Annotated in this window: 27 protein-coding genes and 1 pseudogene; 9 read left to right on the top strand and 19 right to left on the bottom strand. The window is 64.9% G+C overall.

Features of this window, described 5'->3' with window-relative positions:
• Positions 1 to 322 precede the first annotated feature (322 nt).
• On the bottom strand, positions 323 to 694 hold the full coding sequence (locus J2X98_RS18550) for a hypothetical protein (RefSeq protein WP_307311098.1): 372 nt from the start codon (positions 692 to 694) through the stop codon (positions 323 to 325).
• A 324-nt stretch (positions 695 to 1018) separates the two neighbouring features.
• Complete coding sequence (locus tag J2X98_RS18545) at positions 1019 to 2212, bottom strand: hypothetical protein (RefSeq protein ID WP_307311094.1); 1194 nt, start codon at positions 2210 to 2212, stop codon at positions 1019 to 1021.
• Here J2X98_RS18545 and J2X98_RS18540 point away from each other — a divergent pair.
• Entirely contained in the window at positions 2202 to 2687 is a 486-nt protein-coding gene (locus J2X98_RS18540; RefSeq protein WP_307311091.1) for a hypothetical protein, read from the top strand. The genes J2X98_RS18545 and J2X98_RS18540 overlap by 11 nt on opposite strands.
• Positions 2688 to 3263: 576 nt before the next feature.
• On the opposite strand, the pseudogene J2X98_RS18535 reads toward J2X98_RS18540, so the two are convergent.
• From J2X98_RS18535 to J2X98_RS18465, 15 genes and pseudogenes are all read right to left on the bottom strand, one after another.
• A pseudogene (locus J2X98_RS18535) lies at positions 3264 to 3655 on the bottom strand (extracellular solute-binding protein); the annotation flags it as partial.
• Positions 3656 to 4215: 560 nt separating this feature from the next.
• Positions 4216 to 4968: a DUF427 domain-containing protein gene (locus J2X98_RS18530; protein ID WP_307311089.1), complete on the bottom strand. Its 753-nt coding sequence runs from the start codon at positions 4966 to 4968 to the stop codon at positions 4216 to 4218.
• 251 nt (positions 4969 to 5219) lie between these two features.
• Positions 5220 to 5546, bottom strand: coding sequence for a thioredoxin (gene trxA / locus J2X98_RS18525; RefSeq protein WP_307311085.1), 327 nt, complete (start codon positions 5544 to 5546; stop codon positions 5220 to 5222).
• A gap of 61 nt (positions 5547 to 5607) precedes the next feature.
• Positions 5608 to 6156 (bottom strand): carboxymuconolactone decarboxylase family protein, encoded by a 549-nt coding sequence (locus J2X98_RS18520; RefSeq protein WP_307311082.1) that lies wholly within the window; start codon positions 6154 to 6156, stop codon positions 5608 to 5610.
• A 97-nt stretch (positions 6157 to 6253) separates the two neighbouring features.
• Entirely contained in the window at positions 6254 to 6544 is a 291-nt protein-coding gene (locus J2X98_RS18515) for an antibiotic biosynthesis monooxygenase family protein (protein ID WP_277798659.1), read from the bottom strand.
• Positions 6545 to 6786: 242 nt separating this feature from the next.
• Positions 6787 to 7779: an L-histidine N(alpha)-methyltransferase gene (egtD, locus tag J2X98_RS18510; protein WP_307311078.1), complete on the bottom strand. Its 993-nt coding sequence runs from the start codon at positions 7777 to 7779 to the stop codon at positions 6787 to 6789.
• Positions 7776 to 8534: an ergothioneine biosynthesis protein EgtC gene (gene egtC / locus J2X98_RS18505; RefSeq protein ID WP_307311076.1), complete on the bottom strand. Its 759-nt coding sequence runs from the start codon at positions 8532 to 8534 to the stop codon at positions 7776 to 7778. The genes egtD and egtC overlap by 4 nt, the downstream gene beginning before the upstream one ends.
• 2 nt (positions 8535 to 8536) lie before the next feature.
• Complete coding sequence (gene egtB / locus J2X98_RS18500; RefSeq protein WP_307311073.1) at positions 8537 to 9895, bottom strand: ergothioneine biosynthesis protein EgtB; 1359 nt, start codon at positions 9893 to 9895, stop codon at positions 8537 to 8539.
• The gene (gene egtA / locus J2X98_RS18495) at positions 9892 to 11265 is read right to left on the bottom strand and encodes an ergothioneine biosynthesis glutamate--cysteine ligase EgtA (protein WP_307311069.1); all 1374 of its coding nucleotides are present in this window, start codon (positions 11263 to 11265) and stop codon (positions 9892 to 9894) included. Before egtA ends, egtB begins: the two co-directional genes overlap by 4 nt.
• Before the next feature lie 204 nt (positions 11266 to 11469).
• Complete coding sequence (locus J2X98_RS18490) at positions 11470 to 11787, bottom strand: NIPSNAP family protein (RefSeq protein WP_307311066.1); 318 nt, start codon at positions 11785 to 11787, stop codon at positions 11470 to 11472.
• A gap of 72 nt (positions 11788 to 11859) precedes the next feature.
• On the bottom strand, positions 11860 to 12801 hold the full coding sequence (locus J2X98_RS18485; protein WP_307311063.1) for an ABC transporter substrate-binding protein: 942 nt from the start codon (positions 12799 to 12801) through the stop codon (positions 11860 to 11862).
• A 128-nt stretch (positions 12802 to 12929) separates the two neighbouring features.
• Positions 12930 to 13478, bottom strand: a complete 549-nt coding sequence (locus J2X98_RS18480) for a carboxymuconolactone decarboxylase family protein (protein WP_307311060.1) — start codon at positions 13476 to 13478, stop codon at positions 12930 to 12932.
• 212 nt (positions 13479 to 13690) lie between these two features.
• Positions 13691 to 14047 (bottom strand): DUF427 domain-containing protein, encoded by a 357-nt coding sequence (locus tag J2X98_RS18475; protein ID WP_307311057.1) that lies wholly within the window; start codon positions 14045 to 14047, stop codon positions 13691 to 13693.
• Positions 14044 to 14838 carry a Crp/Fnr family transcriptional regulator gene (locus J2X98_RS18470; RefSeq protein WP_277798650.1) on the bottom strand — a complete coding sequence of 265 codons (795 nt, stop codon included), beginning with the start codon at positions 14836 to 14838 and terminating at the stop codon, positions 14044 to 14046. Before J2X98_RS18470 ends, J2X98_RS18475 begins: the two co-directional genes overlap by 4 nt.
• Positions 14835 to 15293, bottom strand: coding sequence for a hypothetical protein (locus J2X98_RS18465; protein WP_307311055.1), 459 nt, complete (start codon positions 15291 to 15293; stop codon positions 14835 to 14837). The genes J2X98_RS18470 and J2X98_RS18465 overlap by 4 nt, the downstream gene beginning before the upstream one ends.
• 676 nt (positions 15294 to 15969) lie before the next feature.
• On the opposite strand from J2X98_RS18465, the gene J2X98_RS18460 reads away from it, so the two are divergent.
• Positions 15970 to 16179 (top strand): YegP family protein, encoded by a 210-nt coding sequence (locus J2X98_RS18460; protein ID WP_307311053.1) that lies wholly within the window; start codon positions 15970 to 15972, stop codon positions 16177 to 16179.
• Positions 16180 to 16195: 16 nt separating this feature from the next.
• On the opposite strand, the gene J2X98_RS18455 is transcribed toward J2X98_RS18460, so the two are convergent.
• Positions 16196 to 17566 (bottom strand): FAD-dependent oxidoreductase, encoded by a 1371-nt coding sequence (locus J2X98_RS18455; protein WP_307311050.1) that lies wholly within the window; start codon positions 17564 to 17566, stop codon positions 16196 to 16198.
• A gap of 125 nt (positions 17567 to 17691) precedes the next feature.
• Between J2X98_RS18455 and J2X98_RS18450 the strand changes: the two genes are divergently transcribed.
• Complete coding sequence (locus J2X98_RS18450) at positions 17692 to 18426, top strand: mycothiol-dependent nitroreductase Rv2466c family protein (RefSeq protein ID WP_307311047.1); 735 nt, start codon at positions 17692 to 17694, stop codon at positions 18424 to 18426.
• A 53-nt stretch (positions 18427 to 18479) separates the two neighbouring features.
• Positions 18480 to 19646 carry an aminotransferase class V-fold PLP-dependent enzyme gene (locus J2X98_RS18445; protein ID WP_307311044.1) on the top strand — a complete coding sequence of 389 codons (1167 nt, stop codon included), beginning with the start codon at positions 18480 to 18482 and terminating at the stop codon, positions 19644 to 19646.
• A gap of 11 nt (positions 19647 to 19657) precedes the next feature.
• Here the strand turns inward: J2X98_RS18445 and J2X98_RS18440 are convergent, their stop codons facing one another.
• Positions 19658 to 20470, bottom strand: a complete 813-nt coding sequence (locus J2X98_RS18440; RefSeq protein ID WP_307311041.1) for an alpha/beta fold hydrolase — start codon at positions 20468 to 20470, stop codon at positions 19658 to 19660.
• A 117-nt stretch (positions 20471 to 20587) separates the two neighbouring features.
• Between J2X98_RS18440 and J2X98_RS18435 the strand changes: the two genes are divergently transcribed.
• From J2X98_RS18435 to J2X98_RS18415, 5 genes are all read left to right on the top strand, one after another.
• Positions 20588 to 20995, top strand: coding sequence for a DUF427 domain-containing protein (locus J2X98_RS18435; protein WP_307311038.1), 408 nt, complete (start codon positions 20588 to 20590; stop codon positions 20993 to 20995).
• Between the two features lie 215 nt (positions 20996 to 21210).
• A complete protein-coding gene (gene merA / locus J2X98_RS18430) occupies positions 21211 to 22656 on the top strand; it encodes a mercury(II) reductase (protein ID WP_307311036.1) in 1446 nt (481 codons plus the stop codon).
• A gap of 45 nt (positions 22657 to 22701) precedes the next feature.
• Complete coding sequence (locus J2X98_RS18425; protein WP_307311034.1) at positions 22702 to 24063, top strand: dihydrolipoyl dehydrogenase family protein; 1362 nt, start codon at positions 22702 to 22704, stop codon at positions 24061 to 24063.
• Positions 24064 to 24109: 46 nt separating this feature from the next.
• Positions 24110 to 24778 (top strand): haloacid dehalogenase type II, encoded by a 669-nt coding sequence (locus J2X98_RS18420; protein WP_277798640.1) that lies wholly within the window; start codon positions 24110 to 24112, stop codon positions 24776 to 24778.
• A gap of 37 nt (positions 24779 to 24815) precedes the next feature.
• Entirely contained in the window at positions 24816 to 25634 is an 819-nt protein-coding gene (locus J2X98_RS18415) for an alpha/beta fold hydrolase (RefSeq protein WP_307311033.1), read from the top strand.
• Positions 25635 to 25704: the final 70 nt, after the last annotated feature.

Here is a 25704-nt window from a genome sequence, read left to right as displayed (position 1 = left end):
AGACCGTAGCCGGCCAAAGCATGCATTGGAAGGTGGCGTTAAACATCAGGCCTTGCGATGGAAAAATCAAGATCTGGACAACCCGGCCCTTTCCCAGGACCCTCGCCTCAACCGAAACGGCTCTCTCCCGCACCTCTCAATCGGCGCTGACTGCACTCTCATTTCTGAAAAGTCACGTGGCCCGAATCGGTTCATCCCGCGAAAGCGAAATCGCCCCATCACCCGGGAAGTACTCCACGAAGCCGAACCCGACGTCACCAAACGCCCCTGGGTCCACGTCGGCTGACCCTTTCCCCTGACCATGGGCCGCGGAACCCGGCGGTCACCCGGGTGGGACCGGGACAGACGCCGCAAGCCATGCAGCATCTTCCAAGGAGGACGGCGTCATCTTGCGAAAAGCGGCGTCCGCGTCGCTTCTAAGGACACCGGCGGCGAGCACCCGAACCTGCACCTGCTGACCGTAGGAGGCACTGCACGCCAACACATCCCCGCGGACCAGGGCACGCAAAGAGAAGCTTTCGGTAGTGGTTCGGAAGATAATCCACCACTGACCACCGGAACTGTCCTCGAACAGGTAGCCGCCCCGGGAACGGTAGGCCGGACCCTCAACAGTCCGGCCATCAGACTCGCTGACGGTGCCGGCAGGTGCGGCATACCGTACCCCCGCGGGGAGGTCGGAGGCATACTCCCTCATACAATCTCCCGGCCGTGACAGGACATACCCGGGCGGGACAAGTTGTCGTCCTTACCAGGCGGCTGTCCCTTAGCTGGGCGTTTCATCACCGGCGCTGTCCCTTCTTTTCCACACGAACAAAGCCTGTCCCGACGAAAAGCCCGCACCATCGCGGGCGTCCACCATCTCTTTGTGCACCCAGGGACCGTTCCCTCGCCTTTCTTGATGGTTTCTTAACGGGTAGCGGCCCCGGACCCCCTGCAACGACCTCCGATGTGAGCGACAGCCGCGCAGCGTTTGACGTTCGGGTTCGCGGCATGGCTTGTTGACGTCCGTGCCACGAGGTTATTCGGATTCAGCCGCGGCGTTGCGGATGCCACGGGGACGTCCCGCTTTGGTCCAGGCCCGGTAAAGAAGTGCCGCGATGGCGAGGGCGGCCGCCAGGCTGACGAGGGGAAGACCGCGGGAGAGGTTGGCAACGAGGGTGAACGTCACGACGAGGGCGCCGGCGGTGTTCAGGATGAGGAATCCGGGTTGGTGGTCCTTGCGGGCGAAGAAAGCCATCGAGACCAGACCGGCGAGGAAACTGAGAAAGACCGAGACGGCGTAGAAAAGGACCAGCTCCTGGTCGTTTCCGCCGGCGGCGGCGGTGACGGCTCCAGCCAGGACGATGAACAGGACGACGCCCCAGTACGGGGTGTGGTGGGTGTTGGTGTGACCTACGGCGGCCGGGAGGATGCCGACGGTTTCGCCCTCATGGTTGGTGTGGCGCGCCAGGGCCTTGAGCAGGCCAGGTCCTGCCTGGAACGAGGAGGAGGCTGCGGAGAGCAGGAGCAGGGCGGTGACGAGCTGGAAGGCTGCGAAAACCGGCCCCGGAGCGGCGAGGCGGGCGAGTTCGGCGATCTGGGTGCTGTCCTCGGGCGGAATTCCGACCTGCAGGTACGCGGCCTCCAAGCTCAGGCCAAGGGTGATCGTGCCAACAATGGCGAGGGTCAGCCAGAGCGTGACCTGCCCAAAGCGGCGCCGTCCGTCGTTATCGAGCTGTCCGAGCTGAGCGACGGCCGAGGACGGTGCTTCGACCCCGGTGGCCAGGGCCATCGCTACAGGGAAGGCAAGCACGACGGCAAGGACGGGCTGATGCCCGGGGGCGCCCGTGATCGTGCCGACAGGCTGAGGTGTGGCTCCGAGACCGGAAAGAAGAACGATGACCGAAACGATAATGAACGCCACCGTCATCGCCGCGAAGACCAGCCGACCCAGGTGTCCGAACCAGGTCGCGGCACCGACGAGCACGACCAGGCCCAGCCCGAGCAACAGCCGCCAGGGCGCCAGAGCGGGGAAGTACGCTATCGCCGCCGAGGAACCGGCGGAGACGCTGATGGCGATGGTGAGCACGAAATCCACCACGAGCGCACCGATCGGGATGAAGGACCAGCCATCTCCGAAGGCCTCACCCACAGCCGCGGAAGCTCCCCCGCCCTGAGGGTAGCGGGCGATGAGCTGGCGGTAGTTCACGATGACAAGGGCGATGATCGCCACGACGAGGATCATCGTGGGGACCAGCAACGCCAAATCCCCGTTCAATGCGCGCAAGGCCGCTTCGATGGCCTACGCGACAGAGGAGACCGGGTCGGCCATGACGGCGAAGGCGAACGCCAACAGCAGCGCCGTGCGGGAGCGGAAAGCCCCGCCCACCCCCCTGGTCGACGTTCCCGCGGGCGCCGGCATCAGCAGATCCTCCCGCGGCCGCCTGCTGCACCTGCGGCGGGAAAAACCAACAGCCCAGCTCGTGGGAGAAAGCCGGCTGGGGGAAATGGCGGAATTTTCACTGAGGCCTCCGGGGTCAGGGCAGACCTATAGATCTGCCGACCAAACTTCCCGACTCACCTGGAACATACTCTACCGGCACGGCTGTTCCGCGGCGATCCTCCCTGGACATTTCTTGGCCCCGACCCGGGCCACTACTACCGGAAACCTGCCACACCCGGCAGCCCCGCGGATCCAGGACGGGTAAGCTGCTCGCACCCTTCTAATGGCCAATTCGTGGGCATTAGGCATCGCCTCCCTTCTTTGTGCATGGGGACCGTTGATACCAGGATGCTCCTCCGATGCCGGCGTCCGGTCTCGTCGACGCCATGTCCTGGAAAGGGGGTGAACAATCCCCGGAAGCTTAACGTTTTAGTGGCATTGGGATACCACGAATGCGGCCGCGCCAGCTTGAGCGCCACTTGCAGCCAACGGCAGAAACCACGCGCTTCGACTGCGTTGCCTGATCCCGCACCGTTTCGAGGGCCAAGAGGAATGGAAACCACCGCAACAAGGCCCATGCCGTCAGCGACCAAGTCCCCGTCTCTCGGCGGACTCAACAAATGTAATGGTGCGGGTCGCGGCCAGTATTTGAGGTGATAACGGTTAAGAGGCGCGGATACCGGCACTGGCGGCGCCGTCAGTATTGCCAGGTTCACTGACTCCGGGCACTATTACCCGGCATCGGCTGTCGTGCTTTTGCCCTGATTCCCGAAGGGAGGGAGGGACTGCTATGTGAGCGTCCCGCCGCTCTCCCCCGCACTGTTCCCCGAACTCGGAATTTTTAGAGGAGCCCTGCTTCGGTCATCAGCTCTGTGACCTTCTGACTGTTGAGTTTGGCGGGTCTACCGACAGTGCCTGAAGATCCTTGAGGGGCACGAGCTTGGGATTGCCTGGTACATCGGAGCCCACGGTGTATTCAAAGGAATCACCAGTCTGGAGGACCTGCTGACCCTCTTTGCCCGTGATGAACTTCAGAAACTCCTGGGCGTTGGCCTGCTTTTTACTCGACGCAAGGACGGCGCCTCCAGAGACGCTGACGAACGCGCCCGGGTCCTCGTTCCTGAAGTAGTGCAGCTCAACGTTCTTGCTGTTTTCTCCGGTCTGGGCCTGGTCCACGAAAGAGTAGTAGTGGTACAGAACACCTGCCTCCACCTTGCCGGCGTTCACGGCCGCGAGCACCGGGGTGTCGTTGGGTCGTCATCTTCCCGCTGTCTCTGGCATCCCTCGCGACCGGACTGGTGTCATCACTGGGCACAACATGGGGCCTGCTCCGGCACTACTGGGTCGTGCTAAGCTCATAATCAACGTCCTGTGCACTCTGGCCCTGCAGATGCACCTCGTCGCGACCAGCAGGCTCTCCCAGGCGGCGCTGTCCCCAACTTGGTCCGTCAATGCGTCCGCGGGACTGAGGAACGACCTCGCCCTCAAAAGCCGGCGCCGCCCTGCCGGTGCTGCTCGTAGCGACAGTGCTGGCCGTCTACAAGCCGCGCGGACTGACCCCGTACGGGCAACACAAACAGTCAGGCCGACGTACGCCAGCATCCGATGCCGAAACAAGCCCGCGGTTGCACCGGTCCAACCCTGAGCAGACCCACGCGACGTTGCAGTGAGGGATACAGACCCGCCGCCCGGATGTATCTTTGCGCCCTGGATGGTGGCAGGAACTGCCGTCACGAACGCCATCGCGCTCCGGTAGTCGTGGCTTTTCCCCTGCCCCGTTCAGTTGGAGGCGTTCAGCCGAGGTTATGTATGTCCGTGCGTTCGTCATAGAAGGCGATGAGGCCTTTGATCGGGTTCGCGTCAGGAAGGGGTTCTTCGTAACTCCATGCGATGTTCCTGCCCTTGGGGCCGGCATTGCGGACCGACCAGTAGGAGGCGTGACCCTTGTACGGGCAAATGCTCTGCCTGTCCGAGGGCTCCAGGAGTGAGAAGTCCACGTCGGAGCGGGGGAAGTAGGCCCGGACCGGCAGCATCGTCTCGTATACCAGGACAGGTTGCTGCGTCTCAGCGATGACCCGGCCCTCGAACTCAACTTTCATCCGTTGTCCCGAGGCGCGCGCATCCACGCGGTGAAACGGGTCCCTCGGGTGGCCGTCGACTGGTTCCTCGTCTTCGCGCCAACGGTCAAAAGCGCCGTATTCGAGCAGCACATATGCGGACAGCTCAGGATCATCGGCGACGAAGGCGGCGGCCGGGAGTTCGCCCCCCGGGGTCCTGAGCGTGAATTCCTGCCCGGCGCCATGGCCTCGGTGGAAGGCCGAACCGCGGCGGGAATTTTCGGCCGCCACGGGCAGCAGCTCAGCGGTGATGTCAGCGGCGGGAACGGCATAGACCGGCACAAGGGTCCCGGCTTCCCAGACGAGCACCGTACGTCGGGAGTCCACGATGAGATCGCCCAACGCCTCACCGCGGATTCTCTTCGCTGTCGGCTCATACCGCAGATGCTCGCGGAGCCTGCTGATCTGGTCCTGCATTCGAAGTGCCATGGTCATCTTTGTCCTTTCCGGCACGGCGGACACCGTGTGTCCCCTCCGCCCGTTGGGGCCAACGCAGCCCACGGCCCCGGAGCCGGTCTGTGATCTGCATTGCAGAGGAGGACTCCGGGGTCTGGCCGCGCCGGGTCCGCGTCCCGGATGGACCTGGAGACGCTGTCCGCTGAGGTGCGAGGACAGGGAACCCCGGGGAAGCGCCTGTCGCCTCCCCGGGGGTTCCTTATTCATCGGCCCGGTTTTACGGTTTACTGCAGGTATTCGGAGAATTCTTTTTCGAAGAATTGTTTCGGGCGTGCGCCGATAACCGAAGCCTTCTGTTCGCCGTCTTTGAACAGATACACGGATGGTATTGATGTGATTCCGTATCTGCTGGACGTTTCAGGATTCTCGTCCACGTTTACTTTGACGACATCGATTTTATCACCGTATTCCTCGGCGAGTTCTTCGAGGATCGGGGATAGTTTGGTGCAAGGGCCGCACCACTCGGCCCAGAAGTCCACTACGGTGGGTTTCGAGGCGCCCAGAACGTCGGTATTAAACGTGGCGTCGGTGACTTCCTTGGTTTTTCCCATGGTTCCTTTCCTTTCCTTCGGTGTGCCGCTGGGGAGGGAGCGAATGCCCCCTTCCCACGGCTCAGGCAGCGATTTCAGGGGCCGCGGGCAGGTCCAGGTCGGTGCGGGCGTAGTGGTTGAAGTAGTTGGTGAAGAGATTCTCCGCGATGTAGGCGAAGGCCTCAGCAAGCTGCTCGGTGGTCCAGCCCGCGTCCAGCGCCGCTTGCCAGACGGGGTCCGAGACGTATCCGGTGTTGGCTGCCGCTTCACGGGCGACAGCGGTGATAGCTTCCAGCTTGGGGTCGAAGTCGACTTCGCCCGAGCGTACGGCGAGGATCTGGTCTTCGCTGAGTCCCGCGGCCCGGCCCGAAAGGGTGTGCGCCGACTGGCAGTACCCGCAGTCGTTCTGGTTCCCCACGGCCAGTGCGATGGCTTCCTTGGTGCGGGCATCGAAAGTCCCGTGCTCGGCAATTGCGGCAGAGAATCCGTCATAGGCGCCGATCACGGCCGGGGAGGAAGCCATTCCCGCGTGGATGTTAAGCAGTTTGCCGATTTTCTTCTTCAGTTTGCCGGCAATTTCACGTGAGCCCTGGGGTGCAGTCTCAACGGTTTGGACGGGAATGCGTGGCATGTTTTTCCTCTTTCGCTTCGCTACTATTTGCGGGTGATTTATTAGGGCCCGCACAGGGTGTTAATGCGCTGGGGTCTGGAATAATTCCCGGCGGTTCTCAGAGTGTTGTTTCCTCGAAATGGATCAGGTCTGATGATGCGACATAGGGGCCGATCGCTTCACGTACCTGGCGGCTCTGCTCGGTCCCCGGGAAGCGCTCTGTGTGATCAGCCAGCGTGTCCCACCCGACGCGCAGGAGGTAAACCCCGGGCCGGTCGGCGCTGCGGTGGAGGGCTACGCTTTGGCATCCGGGGGCGTGCAGCAGGGCCTCACGAACGGAGGGGTAGGCGCTCTCAAAACCCTCGTCCATGCCCTCGTGGACAGTGAAGTGTGCGTGTTCAAAAACCATGGTTCAGTACTCCTCCTTGAGCCCGGCGCTTCCGGGCCCGTTACTTGGCTGGCTGTTATTCAAGAAGCGGCATCGTCATCAGCTGGTGGGCCCGGTCCGGGAACGCCCCGGTGGGTGAGGGACCGGCAGAATGCCGTGCTGTGGGGGGACCGCCGGGGTGGTGTTGCCATCCCATCCTTATCCTTCCCCTTAGGGGAAGGTCAAGGCTGGTGAGGCCTCCGTGCGGTGGCCGGACCCGGTGCTTACAGGGCCTGCCCGAGGGTCAAGGCGAAGCGTTCCTGGGGGTCTGTCCATTGGCCTGCCAGGGTAAAGCCTGCCCCGGCGAGTTCGGCTGCCACGGCCTGGGGACGGAATTTCGCTGATATTTCGGTGCGCAGTTCCTCGCCTTCTTCGAAGTGGATGTCCATGCCTGCCCCGGGCAACCGCACGAACATGGGATGTTTGGCGCGCAGGCGCATCTCGATCCATTCGTTCTCGGCGTTCCAGAGGGCCACATGTTCGAAGGCATCGACATCGAAATCCGCGTCGAGGATGTTGTTCAGGACCCGCAGGACGTTGCGGTTGAATTCTGCCGTGACCCCGGCGGAATCGTCGTAGGCCGGGACCAGCACCGAGGGGGCTTTCACCAGGTCGGTGCCAAGCAGCAGTGAGCCGCCTCCACTGCCCAGCAGTTCGCGGACCTTGGCCAGGAACGCTGCCCGTTGATGTGGTTCGAAGTTTCCGATGGTGCCCCCCAGAAACGCGACGAGCCGGTGTCCGTGCCGGGGCAGGACGTGCAGCTGTGTTTCGAAGTCCGCGAGCAGCGCATGTTGTTCAAGGTCCGGGAAGATGGCTGCCAGCCCGTCCCGGGCGCCGGCCAGGGCCGTGTCGCTGACGTCTACAGCAACGTAGCGTTCCAGGTGTCCGGTGTCGAGCAGTGCCTGGAGCAGCAGCGGTGTTTTCCGGGACGATCCTGACCCCAGTTCGATCAGGGTGCCGGCCGGGACAGCGGCAGCGATGTGCGCTGCGTGCTCTTGAAGGGCTTCGCGTTCAGCCCGGGAAGGATAGTACTCGGGCAGTTCGGTGATGCGGTCGAAGAGTTCGCTGCCAACCTCGTCGTAGAACCACTTCGGCGGAAGGGTACGTGGGCGGCTGCCCAGACCGGCCCGCACGTCCGCACGCAGTGTCCGGGCCAGATGGTCCTGGGGCAGGTGGCGGATGATCGTGTCCATGCTGTCGGCTGATCCCGTTGTCATGCGCTGTCCTTCCATGGCGCCGGGAGGGGACGCAGCGCGACCTCTCCGCCGGCGGCGGTCAGTATGGTGTTCTCAGGTACGCTGCGCCAGCCGGGCCCGTCGTCGAAGGGCTCGCTGGCCACGGCCACCCCGTCCGGCCCGGCCCGCCAGAAGAGGGTGTCTCCACAGGCGGTCGCGGCAATCCGGTGACCGTCGGTGAGCAGGAAGTTATACCTGCCTCCTGCCGCCGCGGATGCGTCCGCCGCGGTCTGGCCCAGCGCGTTCCCGGGTTCCTCGCCGCGCTCAAGCCGTTCCAGGACCAGCGCCCAGAGCAACGCCGAATCCACGGGCGCTTCCATCTCCAGCAGCCTTGATGCCGGGAGGCCGGCGGCGAGGTGTTTGACGCTGCCCGGCCAGCCGTTGACGCGGCCGTTGTGGCTGAAAAGCCAGGGCCCGGAGCTGAAGGGAGCTGCGGCAGACTCATCCGGGGCCATCGTTTCCGTGGCAGAACGCACCGCGGCCAGGATGCAGTGGCTGCGGCTCACCCGTGCCACGTCCGCGAAGGAACGGTCGGCCCAGATCGGCACCGCCCGCCGGTAGCGGGCGGGTACGACGTCGTCCTCCGCGTACCAGCCGGCCCCGAAGCCGTCGGCGTTGATGGCGCCATACTGCTGCTGACGCGGTGCCCAGGATTGCCGGAACAACCCGAACGCCGGCGCGATGAGCAGGTCGGCCAGGGACAGGGAGTTGCCGAGGTAGGCGATGTGGCGGCACATCCCTACCCCCTTTCGTCCGGGCTGGCGTCCCTGGCGGTGCGGAAGCCGGAGAAGATCTGGCGCCGGATCGGGTAGTCCCAGTTACGGAAGGTTCCCCGGCAGGCCGCCGCGTCCGTAGCCCAGGAACCACCACGCAGTACCTTGTACTCGGTCCCGAAGAAAACGTCGCTGTATTCCGGGTAGGGGAAAGCGCGGAAGCCCGGGTAAGGGCGGAAATCACTGGCAACCCATTCCCACACATCCCCGATGAGCTGACGCGCACCGGTTGCCGAGGCTCCTGCCGGGTAGGAGCCCGCCACTGCGGGCCGGAGCGTCTTCCCACCCAGGTTCGCCTGGCCCGGCGTGGGGTCCCCATCCCCCCAGGGATAGCGGTGCGACCGGCCGCTGCCCGGATCCCACCTGGCGGCTTTCTCCCACTCGGCTTCGGTGGGCAATCGGCGCCCGGACCACCGGGCGTAGGCCTCGGCCTCATACCAGCACACGTGCTGCACAGGTTCGGCATCAGGAACCGGTTCGAAGACACCGAAGCGGCGCCGGTACCACCCCTGGCCGTCGCGCACCCAATACAAGGGAGCTTCCAACCCGGCCGCCATCCGGTGCTGCCACCCTGGCCCGGACCACCATTGCGGATCCTGGTACCCGCCGGCGTCGATAAACCGGCGGTACGCACCATTGGTGACAGGGACGGTGTCGATCCAGAACGCCGGCAGGTCCACCTGGTGCGCCGGGCGCTCGTTATCGAGGGCCCAGGGCTCCAACGATGTCCCCATCGTGAAGGGCCCGGCGGGTACCGGCACTTCGTGCGGGAGATGCTCTGCAGAGGAAGGCCCGATCCCGGGCGGGAACGGGCCGGGTGCCAGGACCGGGGGGCCTTCCCTGAGCTGGTGCGTGGCGAGCATCGTCTCATCGTGCTGGTGCTCGTGCTGGATGATCATGCCGAAGGCGAACCCGTTCTCGATCAGCGCCGAACCTTCCAGCACCGATTGTTCGAGCACGTCCAGCGCTTTGTCCCGGACTTCGCCGATGTACTGGCGCGAGTGCTCCGGTGACAGCAGCGGCAACGATGGACGGGAACTGCGCGGGTGCTCAAAGGCGTCATACATCCGGTCGATGTCAGGGCGCAAAGCCTCCCGGCCGCCGACGTCGCGCACGAGCCAGAGTTCCTCCTGGCTGCCCACATGGGCCAGATCCCACACCAGCGGAGACATCAGAGGCGAGTGCTGTTTTACCAGCTCGGCGTCATCGCAGGATGTCAGCGCGTGGGTTCTGGCCCGGACCTTCTCCAAAGCACCGGCAATGCAGGCCCGGAGCAGGTCCGGTGAACCGGCCGCGGCAGATACTGGTTCACTGTATGCGTTCATGACTGCTCCTGACTGGGGGGAAGGAAAAAACTGCCCGTTCTGTGCCAATGATCGAGCCGCTCATCAGCCGGAGACCGGCCGCGCAGGGTGTACTTTTCAAGGAATTCAGCGGCCCCCGCCATGGTGGCCCGGTCTGCCCCGAACCGGGGCAGCGCGGCCAGTACCGCGTCGGCACAAGCCCGTGCCGCAGCCGCCAGCATGGGATTCTCCAGGCCGTCCCGGGCCGCACCCTCAGTGATCCCGGCCCTGCCCTCCAACGCTGCGCATGCCACATCGGCGGCCTCCGCCGCCTGCGGATCATCCATCAGCGCTGTGACCACCGCGGTGGCGGCCTCCCAGTCGGCCCCTTCCTGGGCGTCGATGACCCGCAGTTCCAGGTATCCCCGGGGCCGCACCGGCGGGAACAAGGTGGTCAAGTGGTATTCCAGGTCCGCCACGGTCACGGGCCTGGGTCCGCGACCGTTGAGCCAGTCGCGCATTGTGAGCCCGCGGGGTGCGTCCCAGTCCGCTCCTGCCGACCGGATGCACAGAACGTTCGCCTCCAGGGCATAACGTGCCCACGCCAACGCCGGATCAGACTCCCGGGCCGGGCCCGTGACAGGGGTGCTCCGCGTCGGGTCGATCGCAGCCCACACCCTGTGCCGCGTACTTTTCCATCCGCTGGGAGTCCGGTGCCGGAACGGGGAATTAGCGAACATGGCCACGAGAACCGGCGCTAGCCGGTGCAGCCGGTTCCACCGTTCGACGGCGCTTTGGGGTCCCTCCCCGGGGTGGCCTGCTTCCACGGAGATCTGTATGGCGGCCGTCGAGCACATCATGACAAGCCCTTCGGGGCCGGCCCGGTCGAAGTGCCGTTCCATCGCCGCGTACCGCGGATGGTCCAGAGAACGGGTCGGCGCACGCAAAGGATCAAGAGCCAACGGGCCTGGATAAAGTCCATCGGCGGCCAGGAGATCATTTACGGTCCGGTAATCCGCCCGGGTTGCTGCCAGCAGTGAGGCCAGGTCCGCCGCACAGGCCGAACTGATCTCCACCTGCCCGCCGGGTTCGAAACTGATGACTCCTCCCCCGGGCAGCAATCGGCCCGCCGGTGCCAGGGCCGACCGGACCCTCCCGGCAGTGACAGGCAAGCCGGGATCGTGCCGGTCATGGACAACCTGCTCAATCTCCACCCCCACAGGACCGGGAGGGCCTGTTTTGAAACACACCGACGCCACATACGTCTCCGCGTCCGCCACTGACAAGGTCCGGCAACGCTCCGGTACCCGCGCCGCCGTGGACCAACCGGGGCCGGTCTGTGCTTCGGCGTCCCGGACGGGAACGGGCCTGCCGGTCACGGACGCCGCTGCCGCCGTTGTGTCTCTGGTCATTTCAGCCCGCCGGTCCGGGGCGGGGCGTTTACTTCTTTGCCGACCGCCGTGTTGGAGGTGCTGTCTCCGCCGGCAGCTGCGGCAGTGCGCACCGTTACCGGCCGGGGACGTCGCATCATGATGGTTCCCTTTCTCTGTGGATTCTTTTGCCTGCCGGGTTGTTGTCTCTGGGCCCGCGCCTCGGCCGGGCCGGCCGGGGGTGGTTCAGGGCTGAAGCGGCGAAAAATCAACCGCTTCCAGGAACACCGACTCGATGCGGGTCACCAATTCCCCGTGGCGCACTGATTCGGTCTTCGCTTTTACCCACTCGGGGTCCGCGCTGAACTGCGCCCAGTTTTCCGCGGGTGTCCCCTGATGCCGGAGCAGGTACACGAGGGTATCGGTGTCCGCGACCGGTACCCAGTAGCCGAGGCTGAGCATTCCGTGGCGTTCCAGCAGCGCGACCGTGTGATCGCGAAATCGTTGCAGCAGATCCTCCATCCTGCCGGGAGCCGAGGTGTAAGTGCGCAGTTCAAACGTCATCGCATCGTCCTTGTTCGTTGTTCTTGCCGGCGAATCCCGCCGGTTCCCACGCTCAATGCCTGGTGCAGGTGTTCACTGGGTGAGGCCTTTGTCTTTGAGCCATGCGGCGGCCGCGTCTTCCGGGTTTTGTTTGCTGCTGCCGGAGACCTGGTCGTTGAGCTTGACCAAGTCCCCGGTGGTCAGCGAGGCGGAGACCTTGTTCAGTACCTCGGCGGCTTTACTGTCGACTCTGTCGGTGCGGACCAGAGGCACGACCTGCTGGGCGGCGAAGTTGTTCGCCGGGTCCTCCAGCGTGAGCAGGTGGTTCTGGGCGATCAGCGGGGAGGTGGTGAACACGTCGGCTGCCTGGATCTTGTCATCAAGAAGTGCCTTCACAGTGACCGGGCCCCCGCCGTCGCTGAAGGGCAGGAACTGCCCCGGCACGCACCCATATTTGGCCTTCAGCCCGGGGAGGCCTTGAGGGCGTCCCTGCGCTTCGGGGGGCATGCCGAGCGTGATTTTGTCGCAGACCTTTCCCAGGTCTGCGAGGGTTTTAAGGCCGTATTTGGCGGCGGTGGCTTCGGTGACGACGATGGAATCCTTGTCCTCGGCCGTGGAGGCGTTCAGAACCTTCAACCCTTGGGGGAGCTTTCCTGGCAGGTCCTTCATCACATCTTCCGCGCTGACGGCGGTGGCGTTCTTGTCCACGTATCGCAGCAGGTTCCCGCTGTAGTCCGGGACCAGGTCGATGGATCCGTCCTGGAGCGCCCTGACATACACCTCACGGGATCCGATGTTCGGTTTGGTCGAGGCGCTGATGCCGGCTGCGTTCAGGGCTCCGGAATAGATGTCGGCCAGGATCTGGCTCTCCGGGAAGTTCGCCGATCCCACGACCAGCGGGGCGCCCGTTCCCGGGCTGCCCGGGGACGGCTTTGCCAACGGTTCGGCTCCCGAACTGCAGGCGCCCAGTCCCAGGGTGAGGGCGGCGCCGGCAGCCAGCGCCGCCAGGCGGGAGGGTTTGAACGGGAATCCCATGGTGTTCCTTTCGGGCGCGGCGACGCTGGGGCCGCTTCTGGTGATCGTGGATGCGTGGCCGTTTCCGGGACCCGCCGGACCGAACGTAGCGGGAGGGGCCGGTGGTTCAGGATTCAGTCCTTCAGGGTTCAGTCGTTCAGGGGAGCCGCTGCCGGGAGGTCCAGGTCCGTGCGGGCGTAGTGGTTGAAGTAGTTGGTGAAGAGGTTCGCAGCGATGTGGGCGAAGGCTTCGGCCAGTTCGGTTTCCGTCCAGCCTGCCTCCAGAGCGGCCTCCCATAGAGCGTCAGAGACGTCGCCGGTGTTGGCTGCGGCTGCCCGGGCCACCTCGGTGATGGTCTGGAGTTTGGCGTCGAAATCGATTTTCCCGGCCCGGATGGCGAGGATTTGATCGTCCGTGAATCCGGCTTTGCGGCCGGAGAGCGTATGGGCGGCCTGGCAGTAATCACATCCGTTCTGGTTCCCGACGGCCAGGGCGATGGCTTCCTTCGTCCGCGCATCGAAGCTCCCGTTCTCAGCGATGGCCTTGGCCATGCTGTGGTAGGCCGCGATCACCACGGGTGAATGGGCCATTGCCGCGTGGATGTTCAGGAGTTTTCCCATGCGTTTTTCCAGATTGCCGGCGATCTCCTTTGACTCCTTGGGGGCGGAGGCAACAGTGTGAACAGGAATACGGGCCATTGTGGTTCCTTCTGTGACTTATTGGCTACCGTTGTCCGGCAGCTGCCTTGCTTGCTTGTTTCCGGATACTACGCACCCTGGCGTTTGTCTTGCAGCCGGACTCGCCCGGATGCAGCAAATCCGTGTGGAGCATTCCCCAAGACCCCTGGACCGCGCGGCGGCGGACCATCACGGGATCCTTCAGTGAGCGCACCTGGCGCATCCCGTGGGCCTTAGGGGCTGCCCGGCCGGCCTGGCTGTTCTTGAACGAGGATGCCCGTTCCGGTGTCGAAAGCGACCATGTTCCTGATCCTCCCCGCCAGCGGTGACGGTAGAGGGTAGGCCCAGGCTGCGTTGGTAATCCGGTGTCCTCCTGCCTGGACGTGGTAGTAGCGCGCTATGCCTTTCCAGTAGCACAGCGTGCGCAGCCAGCTCTTTTCCAGTGCGTCTTCGTCCACGGTTTCGCGGGGGAAGTAGTGGTTTCCTTCCAGGAACACCGTTCGCTCAGCCCGGGCCAGGACCGTCCCTGCGTAGGTTGCGGTGACCGTCGTGGGCATCGGGGCGGACCCGCCTGGTTTCGTACCTGTCATTGGGTGCTCCGGGCCATGGTCCTCAACGCCGCCGTGTCCTGAAGGCTGATCCTTCCCCTGCCCTGCCTGATGATCCCTTGGGCGGACATGTCTGCAAGGATCCGGCTGGTCGCTTCCCGGGTCGCCCCGAGCAGCCCGGCGATTTGCTCGTGGGTCAGCCGGATCTGCCGTCCATGGCTGAACCGTCCTGTCGGGGCGGTTTCAGCGAGGCCAAGGAGGGTGGAGGCGACGCGGGCAGCCAACGGCCGCAGGGCCAGATCCGTGAGGCGTTCCTCGAGTCGGGCTACCTGTTCGCCAAGAAGACGTGAGATGCGGATCGCGATCCGCGGGTCCGAGAGCAGGAAATGCTCGACATCGATCGAGTCAAGCCGGCAGATCGCCGAGTCCTCAATCGCTTCGGCGTAATTGTCATACATTTGCTGGCCCACCAGTGTCATCTCCCCGAACACCGCACCGGGTTCCAGAATTGCCATGGTCATGGCCTTGCCGTCCTCGGCGACCCGGAAGATGCGGACCCGTCCGGTCTTGAGGATGAACAGTGCCGTCACGGGTTGGGCCTGGCTGAACACCAGTTCCCCCCGGTGGAACATCCGGGCCGGGGCCATCAGGTCCATCGCCTGGATTTCAGCCACGCTGAGATCGGCGAACAGGTCCACCTCGTTCAGGCAGCTGAATCCGTGCGAGGAATCGAAACCCGGGCTCAGTGGAGAAACCTCCCGCTGGTCCGGGGACCAGGGACGGCGCTGACCTGTCAGGGCAGCGGCCACGTCCTCACCGCACTCTTCGTTCATGCCCGTCCCTTCAGGATCCGTACCGCGACAAGTGCCAGGATCACGCCGTACATCATGTGTCCCATCAACGACAGCATCACCGTCAGGTTAAACGTGAACAACGGCATACCCAGCATCATCGGCATGATCAGCAACGGGCCGATGATCCACAGCACGACCCCGTAGACCAGGCCAGTGAGGGTGCCCCGGCCGTAGGAGGTCAGGAACCGGGTGGCGAAGAACAGCGTCAACACCAGGCCGTAAACAATGGAGATCATCAGGTGGATCCCGAAACCGACCCAGGGCGACTGCGAACCCATCATCGAAGCAATGGTGACCAGCATGCCCATCATGGCCATGAGTATCCCGAACACGATGCCGCCGGCCAAACCGCCGGTGATACCGGCAGTAACCCGCCGTCCCAGAGGGGTCGAAACCGCCGACGGGCGGTGTGCTGCGCTGGATGAAGTGGACATCGGAAGTCCTGCCTTTCCTTGAAGAAATTATTGCCTACCACTGAAACGTAGAGGCCCTCGCGCAATGATTCTGTGAACCAGCACACAGAACGCCAGACCAAAAAGAAAAGCGGGCTGGTGCTCGAAGACAGGAACCGGCGGGACTTTGCGGAAAGTGGAATTGGCGGGGAGCGGTCCGGGCGCCTTCATCGCCGGGCCCCATCCCCGCCTGGCGTGCAGCACGGCCAAACCCCATCGGCTCCATCTGCTGGGAATAAGCAACAGGCATGGACCGGGTCGTTCCCCGGCCTGCATGCGCAGTTCGCGGAAGAGCCTCCTTAACAACGGGAGCCGGCCGCATGACAGTGCCGGCCAGTCTCGCGATTGACCCTCAGGAGCCCCTGGAGGTCCTCGTGACAGCCAAAAACCCGCCACCCACAAACGAAATAAGGGAGGCAGCAGACCAGGGATCCAAGCAGGGACAAGGACGACGTCATCACCAAAGGACCTCTACTGGCCGGTATCACATTCCGCGCGTAGGTTTATCGGCGGCCATGTGTCCGGCCTCACAGCTTTAGCTGTTATGGGGGCGCACGCCTTCACAGGACCATCGGGGCGGCAGCCCAGCGCCGTGTTGGCGCCCCGATGCGGAAGCGTCGACGGCGACGTGGCGGGGGCCTTCGTCGGGAGGAGAAGAATGGCAGGCATGTTCGAACTCTTCAATGATGAAGAGTCGGGCTTCAGATTCAGAATCACTGCTCCCGACGGGACGGTGATGGCCGTTTCCCGTTCCTTTCCGGACAAACCCTCAGCGGTTGCGGGAATCAAGGCGGTCCGGGAGTACGCCGGAATGGGTCACATCGCGGACCTGTGCCGGAAGTTACCGGGCACACCTACGTTCAGCTGACCCGGCAGGCGGCCCGCTACCTGGTGGCGGCGACTTTGTCCCAGGCTTTCCGGGCCGCGATGAGCACCGGATCCCACAAGGGTGAGAACGGGGGCGCGTAGGCGAGGTCCATGTTGATCAGTTCCTCCACTGTGGTCCCGTGCCAGAGCGCGACCGAGAGGACGTCAATGCGCTTCGCGGCGCCTTCTTCCCCGACGATCTGGGCCCCGAGCAGCCGGCCGCTGCCGCGCTCGGCTATCAGTTTCGTTCGGATCGGCCGGGCCCCGGGGTAGTACCCGGCGCGGGTCGTGGATTCAACGACGGCGCAGACGGGCTCAAGGCCGGCATCGCGGGCCTCCGGCTCCCCCAGCCCTGTGCGGGCGACTTCTGTGCTGCAGATCTTCATGGCTGCCGTTCCGACGACCCCCGGGAAGGTTGCGTAACCGCCGCCGATATTGATCCCTGCGGTGCGGCCTTCCTTGTTCGCGTACGTGCCCAGTGGAAGCCGGACAGGCCGGCGGGAGATGCGGTGGAACTTCTCCACGCAGTCCCCTGCCGCCCACACCCCCTCCGCGCTTGCCCGCATCCGGCCATCGACCGCTATGGCACCGGAGGGGCCAAGCCGGATTCCGGCGTCCAGGGCCAGGGCGGTGTTGGGCTGCACACCCAGGCCAAGGACCACCACATCAGCGGGTATGCTCCCCTGACCGGTAAGAACGGCGGACACGCGGCCAGCGCGCGTTTCAAACCCGGTGACTGATTCACCAAGGAGGATGGTCATTCCGAAACCGCGGACCGCGTCAGTGACCAGGTCAGACATGTCCGGGTCCAGGGCGGGCAGCATCGGCCCGGCTCCTCGCCCGACTATGGTGACCTCAAGCCCCCAGGCGGACATCGCCTCCGCCAGTTCCAGTCCGATGTAGCCGGCGCCCACGATGACGGCACGGCGCGGCTGCCTCTCAAGGGCCGTGCGGAGCGCGAGACCGTCATCGAGAGTCTGGACCCCGTAGATGCCCTCGGCATCGATCCCGGGCAAGGAAGGGCGGACAGGGCTAGCTCCGGTTCCAATCATTAACTGGTCAAAACCTTCCCAGGCTTCGCCGCCCGTGTCGAGGTTGCGGGCCAGTACCGCGCGGCGGTCCAGGTCGATGCTGCGCACCTCGTGCCGAATGCGTGCGTCTATGTGGTGGTTGCGGGAAAACTCCGCCGGTGTCCGGGCAATCAGGCTCTCAGCGTCGGCGACGTCCTTCCCAATGAAGTACGGGATGCCGCAGGCCGAGTAGGAGGTATGGTTGCCGCGTTCGAACGCGACGATCTCCAGTTCCTCGGGACCACGGCCACGGCGGGCGGCGGACGCCGCGCTCATCCCGGCCGCGTCGCCGCCGATCACGACCAAACGTTCCCTCATTGCTGTCCCCGTTCCATGAGTCCACTATGCCCCACCTGCGACGGAACACCGCATATCAGGAATGTTCCCGAACCCGCAGGAGTTGTGCTGTGAAAGCATCCCTGAAGTCCCAGGACAGGAGAACCATGAGTAACGCCAACATCAATTTCTATTTCGATCCCGTATGTCCGTTTGCCTGGATGACCAGTAAATGGGTCCGGATGGTGATGGAAGAGCGCGACTATACGGTTCAGTGGCGGTTCATTTCTTTGCGTCTGCTCAATGCCTCGGTCGATTACGACGCCCAGTTCCCGGAGGGTTACGAGGCCGGCCACACCGCAGGCCTGAGACTGCTGCGGGTGGCCTCCAAGGCCCGCTCCGAGCACGGGCCCGAGTCCGTTGATGCCCTCTATGCCCGCCTGGGTGCGCATATTTTCGATTCCGTGGAGGACGATAATCTTGTGGGCCCCGACGGGCTCGACCGCCGCGGAACAAGGGCTTTCCTCGAGCCGATCCTCAGCGAGGCGGGCCTGCCATCGTCGCTGGCGGATGCCCTCGATGATGCCTCCCTGGACGCCGGGATCCAGGCAGAGACAGACGAGGCACTCGCACTGACGGGCAAGGACGTGGGGACCCCGATCATCCATTTCGAACCACCCCATGGGGTGGCCTTCTTCGGCCCGGTGATCAGCCGTCTGCCGGCCAGGGTCGACGCCGCCGGGCTGTGGGATCACGTTGTGGGCCTGGCCCGCTTCCCCGGATTCGCCGAGCTCAAGCGCAGCCTGCGCGAACGGCCACAGCTGCGCAGTTTCGGCCTCACCGGTGAAGAAGCCGGGCTGACAGAGGACTGGCACGGCGGCAGCCGCCGTGCCAGGAAATAGGCCGGAATAAATAGCCCCTGAGCGCCCTCGCGCTGGTTTGGCATGATGGGGCCATGTCACTGAACATCGATGCGCTGCGCGCAGACACCCTCGGCGCCGGGACCGTCACCCACCTGAACAATGCCGGCAGCTCGTTGATGCCTCAGCCGGTGACGGCCGCCGTCGTGGGCCACCTGCGGAGGGAAGAACAGGTCGGCGGGTATGAAGCTGCCGCGGAAGTCGCCGCCGGTCTGGAAGAGGTGTACTCATCCATCGCAAGCCTGGTGGGAGGACATCCGGATGAGATCGCACTCATGGAAAGCGGGACGACGGCGTGGGCCCTCGCGGTAGCCCTCCTGCCCGTGCACGGACGGCGCATCCTGGTCGCGCGCACGGAGTACCGCAGTAACATCCTGGTCCTGATCCAGCTCGCGACGCGGCTTGGGCTCAAACTCGCGGTTCTGGAGGAGGACACCCACGGCAACATCAACCTGGCGCACCTTCGCCGGGAACTGGTCCGCGGCGACGTCGCCCTCGTAGCGCTCACGCACGTCCCGATGACAGGTGGTCTGGTCAACCCGGCGCCGGCTGCCGGCCGGCTCTGCGCCGACGCCGGGGTGCCGTTTATCCTGGACGCCTGCCAATCAGTGGGGCAACTGCCCCTGGATGTGGCCCAGCTGTCGTGTGACATCCTCATTGGAACCGGCAGAAAATTCCTCCGCGGTCCGCGCGGTACCGCATTCGCTTACGTACGGGCCAGTGTCCTGGAGCAGGCCGCCGCAGCGCCCCGTCCCCGGCTGCCGCTGCTCCGGGACAACGGAGAAGAGAGGCTGCAGGCGCGGCTCCTGGAAAGCAGGGAGGCGAGCATGGCCCTGCGTATCGGCCTCGGCCGCGCAGTCGACTACGCCCTGGACCTCGGCATCCACCCGATCAGGGAACGGGTTTTGCCGCTCGCGCAGACCCTGCGGTCCCACCTGGCCGACCTCCCCTGGGTCCGGGTCCACGGGCAGGAACATCCCGGCAGCGGCATCGTGACATTCTCAGTGCCCGGCAAAACGGCCCGGCAGGTCAAGGAACACCTCGCCCGTCAACACATCAACGTCTCCACCGTGGCACTGCCACCTTCCGGCACGGACGACCTGCTGCCCCTGACAGCGGCCACCCCCACGGCCGTCCGCGCATCGGTGCACTACTACAACACCGAAGAGGAAATCCAGCAACTCATATCGGCCCTGCGCTGAGACCTGATGCGCTAGGAACCGGACAGGAGGGAGTTGATGGCAGCAGCGACCGTTTCAGGGTGGTCTTCGGGGGTGAAGTGCCTGCCCTGAGGGATCCTGGTGAGGTCGCAGCCGAGTTCCTCGGCCAGACGTTCACCGTACTGGACCTGCTGGAACCTGTCTGCTTCGCCCCACACCACCCGCGCCGGAAGTCCGAGTGCGTGCAGCTGCCCGGAAACGTTGTCCGTGTCGTGCGGGGTGAGCGGAACCACCTGGCGCATCAGTGCCCGCGATGCTCCATGGGTGACATAGGGCGCCCAGTGCTCCCCTATCGATTCGAGAGCCACCTGTGGATTGTCGTGGCCGCGGTGGAGCAGTTGAACCAGCATGGGGTAGATCAGGGTCGCGGGAAGTCTGGCCAGAAAAGGTGCCATGCGCTGCATGATTTTCACGCTGGGGATCGGCCAGGAATCGTAGGCAACAGAGTTGGTCAGCATCAGCCCGGCGAAGGCATCCGGCTGCCTGACGGCCGCGATTTGAGCTACTCCCCCGCCCAGGTCGTGGCCGGCCAGTACCGGTTTCGCGTCGAGTGCCAGGGAGCCCAACCACTCAAGAAGGTAGCCTGCCTGCGCCGAAAGGCTGAGATCATGCCGCGACCCACGCGGGATGCTTGAGCCGTAGCCGGGCATCTCCCATGCCAGGCTTCGGCCCTGAACCAGCGGCATGACGTGGCGCCAGAGGCGCGGCGAGGTGGGGATGCCGTGGACAAGGATGACCGGAGCGCCGGTGCCGTGTTCGGCCCACCTTCCATATTCGTTCTCCCGCAACGGCTGCCGTTCAGTCATGTCCGTCTCCTTGAGCTTGCGTGCATCATGGCCTAACCACGGTAGCCCGCACCGCCGCCCCCTGTCTGCAGGGAGATAACTTCACCCCTCGGCCCTAATGTGCTCCAGGTTGCAGACGTGCGCCATCAGCTCCGGCTACCGTCGGGGACACGGCGCAAGCAGCAGTTGGTGAACCGGGCTTTGACTTCCTCAACGCACGGGCGGGCGCAATTCGAATGTGAAAACTCGGAGGATGAAGACATGGTCAAGGCAGTCTGGAACGGAAAAGTCATCGCCGAATCCGAAGACACCGTGGTGGTGGAGGGAAATCACTATTTTCCACGCGACGCGGTGAATCCGGTGTACCTGAAAGAGAGCGACATGCATTCCGTGTGCCCCTGGAAGGGGCAGGCGGCGTACTACAGCCTCGACGTTGACGGCAAAGTCAACGTCGATGCCGCCTGGTACTACAGTGAACCCAAAAAGCGGGCGCAGCCCATCAAGGACCGCATCGCCTTCTGGCGCGGCGTCAGGATTGAAGGATAAAACCCGGCGGTGAGCCAGGTGCGGGCCGAGGCCGGACCTGGTTTTCCCCGGCGCCGCGGCAGGAAGAAACAGCGAACAGTCTCCTTGACCTTCCCCCAGGAGGAAGGTGCAGGTTGGAAGGAGTCATGGGGGATCCATCCAGGCTTCCCCGTTCAACTCAGGCAGGGATCCTGGTCAGACAGGAATGGTGTTCCCTGCCGCTTTAGGGAGGTTTCATGGCCGTACCGCAGGGGTTTGACTTCGATCTGGCGATTATCGGCTCAGGCGCAGGCGCGTTCGCTGCCGCGATCCGGGCCACCAACCTGGGCAAGAGCGTGGTGATGATCGAACGGTCCACGCTCGGCGGGACCTGCGTGAACACCGGCTGCGTCCCCTCCAAGGCGCTGCTGGCCGCGGCCGAGGCCCGGCACGTTGCTTTGGATGCCGGCGGGAGGTTTCCCGGAATTACGGCGTCTGCGGACACGGTGGACATGCCTGCCCTGATCGCTGGCAAGCGGGCTCTGGTGGAGGGGATGCGCTCAGAGAAATACGTTGACCTGATCGCTGATTATGGTTGGGACCTTCGGCAGGGGACTGCATCTTTTGCCGGGACGCCGGAGGAACCTGCGCTGGAGGTCACCACCTCCGACGGGGTGCCGGAATCAGTGACCGCTGCCCATTACCTGGTGGCCACCGGCTCGGCCCCGTGGACTCCCCCGATGCCGGGACTGCGGGAAACAGACTATGTGACTTCGACCACCGCGATGGAACTGGAGGAGGTCCCGGAGTCCTTGCTGGTGGTCGGTGGCGGCTACGTGGCGATGGAGCAGGCCCAGCTGTTCGCCCGGCTGGGATCCAAGGTGACGATGTTGGTCCGCTCCAGGCTCGCCTCGGCGGAAGAACCTGAGGTGTCGCTGGCATTGATGAGCGTTTTCGCTGACGAGGGCATCCGGGTTCTGCGCCGCGCGACCCTGTCCTCCGTGAACCGCGACCCGGCTACGGGACGGGTCAGAGCAGTGGCAGATGTTGCCGGCGGCCAGGAGGAGTTCCAGGCCGAACGCCTGCTGATGGCCACCGGACGCCGCGCGATCACTGACGGTCTGAACCTGGACGCTGTCGGGGTGAAAACCGGTGACCGGGGTGAAGTCCTCGTGCAAAAGACCATGGGCAGCACCAACCCCCGGATCTGGGCTGCAGGGGATGTGACCGGGCACCGGGAATTCGTCTACGTCGCCTCCGCCCACGGCGCCCTCGCCGTGGAAAATGCCTTCAACGGCGCAGCCCGCGAAGTTGACTACCGGCACCTGCCCCGAGTGGCCTTTACCAGCCCGTCCATGGCCGCCGTCGGCCTGACCGACGAGCAAGCCAACGGCGGAGGGATCAGCTGCGAATGCCGGGTGCTGCCGCTGGAATACGTTCCGCGCGCCCTGGTGAACCGGGACACCCGCGGCTTCATCAAGCTCGTGGCCGAGAACGGCACCGGGAAGATCCTGGGACTGACCGCGGTCGGGAAAGAGGCGGGCGATATTGCCGCCGCGGGCGTGTACATCCTGGCTGCCGGGATGACCGTGGAGCAGGTCGCGAACCTGTGGAGCCCCTACCTGACGATGGCGGAGGGCATCAAAATCGCCGCGCAGTCCTACACCACCGACATTTCCCGGCTCTCCTGCTGCGCCACCTGACCACGCCTGCAGCGATACCTGTACACCACGAAAGGGAATGAACTGATGGAAGAACACTTTGACGTAGCCGTCCTCGGCATGGGCCCCGGAGGCGAAGTCGCGGCCAGCCAGCTTCTGAAGGCCGGCAAAAAAGTTGCCGTGATAGAGCGCGAACTGATCGGAGGCGAATGCGCCTACTGGGCCTGCGTGCCCTCCAAAACCCTCCTGCGGCCCCCCGAAGCGAAAACAGGAGCCGCCCGGGCGCCCGGAGTGACCGGGGCGGAACTGGAGTGGGCAGCGGCCAGTGACTACCGGGACTATATGATCCGCCACCTCGATGACAAAGCCCAGGTTGACAGCTATACGGGCCAGGGCGCCACCGTGATCAAGGCCGAAGCCAGGATCACCGGGCCCGGGACCCTGCAGGCCGGGGACAGGACGATCACCGCCGACCACATCATCATCGCCACCGGATCCGAGGCCGTCGTCCCCGACCTCGAGGGCGCCGGAAACGTGACCACCTGGACCAACCGGGAAACCTTCACCACCACGAGGCTGCCCGGCCGCGCGGTGGTCATCGGGGGCAGTGCGGTGGGCACCGAAACCGCGACGTTCCTGGCACGCTTCGGCGTTGACGTTACCCTGGTGCACCGCGGCAAACACCTCCTGGAGCGCGAGGATCCCCGCGTCGGGGAACTGGCACAACATTATCTCCGGGAGGCCGGCGTGAAGGTGCGGCTGGAGACGAACGCTCTCAAGGCCACGCGCGAGGGCAACGGGAGCCTGCTGGAGCTCGATGACGGCACATCGGTCGAAACCGACGTCGTCATTTTCGCCACCGGCCGCAGGCCACGCAGCAAGGAACTCGGTTTTGAGGCGGCCGGGGTGACACTTGGTGCCACCGGTGCGGTGGAGATTGACCAGCATTGCCGGGCCGCAGGGAACGTCTGGGCCATCGGGGACGTCACCGGTGTGATGCCCTTCACCCATGTCGCCAAGTATCAGGGCCGGATCGTCGCCGACGCGATCCTCGGCCAACCCAGGGCCGCCACCTACGAGGGGATCCCGAGGGTGGTGTTCGGCGATCCAGAGATCGCCGCTGCCGGGATCACCCAGGCCCAGGCCGACGAACAGGGACTCTCCACCGCCTTCGCAGAACTGGACCTGGCCGCATCACTCGCCCGCCCCTGGACCTACGAGCGGGAGCCCCGCGGCCACCTGGGCCTGCTCACCGACACCAACAAGGGAGTCCTGATCGGGGCGTGGGCTGTGTCCCCGCTGGCCGGGGAATGGATCCACCAGGCTTCCCTCGCGATCCGGGCCCGGATCCCGATCAGCGTCCTGCACGACCAGGTCGCCCAGTTCCCCACCTACAGCGAGGCCTTCCAGGGCGCCCTCGACAAACTCAAGTACCGCAAGGAAGACTGATTCCGGCGGCCGCCGGGCTGCCCTGTTTGGAGAAGGAGAAACACGGTTGAAACCTTCAGTCATTGTTTTTGACGTCAACGAGACCCTGTCCGACATGTCCCCGCTTGGCCACCGGTTCGTCGAGGTCGGCGCGCCTGCCCATCTGGCAAAATTATGGTTTGCCACACTGTTGCGGGACGGTTTTGCCTTGACGGCCGCCGGAGACAACGGAAGCTTCGCCGCGATCGGAGCCGACGCTCTGCGGGGCCTGTTCACCGGCGCTGAACTGAACCGCGATGCCGACTCGGCCGTGAAGCACGTCATGGCCGGCTTCGCCGGTCTCGGGGTGCACCCGGATGTCCCCGACGGCGTCAAAGCCCTCGATGCCGCCGGCTACCGGCTTGTCACACTGACCAACGGCTCAACGCAGGTGGCCGAGAAACTGTTCGCCGACGCCGGCATCCGGGACAGGTTCGAACGGCTGCTCTCCGTCGAGGACGCACCGGCCTGGAAACCAGCCAAAGCATCGTACGACTACGCCGCTTCGGTCTGCGGCGTTACACCCGAGCAGATCCTCCTCGTGGCCGTGCATCCCTGGGACACCCACGGCGCCGCCCGCGCCGGCCTCGCCACGGCCTGGATCAACCGGACGGGCGCAACGTATCCGAACTATTTCCAGGCGCCCGACTACACCATCTCCGCCCTGCCCGAGCTTTCCGAAGTCCTGGCCCGGTAACAGCCGTGTTGTGTGCCGGAGAAAGGAATGATGCCGGATGAGTGACTACCCGGTCCAGCGGAAGACTGTCCAGGTCAACGGAACCGCCTTGTCATATCTTCAAGCCGGTGATGAAGGCCCTCCCCTGCTCCTGCTCCATGGCACGTTCTGGAGCAGGGTGTGGCTCCCCGTCCTCCCGGAACTGGGCACCCGGGCCCGGTGCGTCGCCCTCGACCTGCCGGGGTTCGGCGGCAGCGGCGGTGAACTCGGCCCCCGCACAGCCACCGTGCCGGAGCTGGCCCGGACGGTGCTGGCGGCAGCGGATGCGCTGGGTCTGGGGACGTTCGATCTGGCCGGTCATGACATCGGCGGCGGGATCGCCCAGCATGTGGCCGCCAGGTCCGGACGGGTGGAGAGGCTGATCCTGATGAACTCGGTCACGTTCGACTCCTGGCCGGTCCCGGCTGTCGAACGCTTCCGCGACCCGGACGTGCGCGCCTCCATGGGCGTTGAAGAGATGATGGCGGCCCGGGCTGAGACCACACGCAGGGCTGTGGCCAGGAACCTGACGGAGGAGGAAGTCGCCGACTACATCTCGCCTTGGAAGGATCCGGCCAGGGTCAGGTCCTGGATGGCGATGGCTGCAGCCGCTGACGCCAGATACACCCTGGAGCTTGTCCCGGCCCTGATTAAAGCTGCGGTTCCCACGCGGCTGGTCTGGGGCACGGAGGATGATTTCCAGAAAGTCGCGTTTGCCCTCCGCTACGTGGCCGAGATCCCGGCAACGGACCTGGTGGAGGTTCCGGGTAAACACATCCCCACCGAGGACAGTCCCCAACAGGTCACCGCGGCCATCCTCGACCACCTCGCCCCGTAAGTCCTCCCAGCAGCCGCTTCAGAGGGCCGTGTTCAGCCGGCGCGGTGCCCGGACCGCCCGGGCAGTTCCG

The sequence above is a fragment of the Pseudarthrobacter enclensis genome (assembly GCF_030811655.1).
In the GTDB taxonomy this organism is placed as follows: Bacteria; Actinomycetota; Actinomycetes; order Actinomycetales; family Micrococcaceae; genus Arthrobacter; species Arthrobacter enclensis_A.
This window is presented reverse-complemented; position numbering and strand designations above follow the sequence as displayed.